Source organism: Blastopirellula marina, from assembly GCF_002967715.1.
Taxonomy (GTDB): Bacteria; Planctomycetota; Planctomycetia; order Pirellulales; family Pirellulaceae; genus Bremerella; species Bremerella marina_B.
This window is the reverse complement of the sequence record NZ_PUIA01000083.1, coordinates 1-639: the sequence shown is the minus strand read 5'-3', so window position 1 is coordinate 639 and position 639 is coordinate 1. Positions and strand designations below refer to the sequence as shown.

General features: G+C 52.1%; 1 protein-coding gene. It reads left to right on the top strand.

Going from position 1 to position 639, the window contains the following annotated elements:
* Nucleotides 1-410: 410 nt before the first annotated feature.
* A partial coding sequence (locus C5Y96_RS27930) for a hypothetical protein (RefSeq protein ID WP_214609079.1) occupies nucleotides 411-639 on the top strand: 229 nt, incomplete at its 3' end.

The window sequence follows — 639 nt, the reverse complement described above, 5'->3', positions numbered from 1 at the left end:
CTTAGGAGCTTCAGTCCGTTCGGGCTTACCAATCAACTCAAATTCTGGGTATGGCGAATTCGCCGTCGCAAGAGAAAGTACATAAAAGTGCATTGCTATCTAAAATCCTAGGTCAACCCCAGGAATCCTTCGGCGAAGTTCGGGTTGCTGGTAATAGTTGTGGATGTATTTGAGAAGCTCGTCTTTTGTAAGGTTAGGCGTTCGGCCGGGCGGCACTGCTGGGTATTCATGATCTTGGGCGCCACTGTCGTCTGCGACCGTGCTCTTCAGTGGACTGAAATGAGTGGGGCGGCATTTAGGCACGTTCAGGCAATTTTGATCGATATATTCTTTTGACATCCTGCCGACGAATCAAGATGCTGCTCAATGGAGGGCCTTTCCGAAGGCGAGAGACACTGTCGCAGACGACAGTGGCACCCGAAAAGAGAAGCCGAAAACAGTGCCACCCGGCCGTTGTCGTCGTGCTACCGGTGCGCGATGACGGAAAGTCGAACGCGCAAATTCGCAATGCATCCGGAGAAGTTCGCTGCGAAATTGAAATCCCTGTAAGCTTCCGTGGCGGAAATGGGTTTGTGGACGCTTATTATGTAAACGGAGAGCTCACGGCAATATTCGTTCGCCCGGGGCGCGACTTCGCTT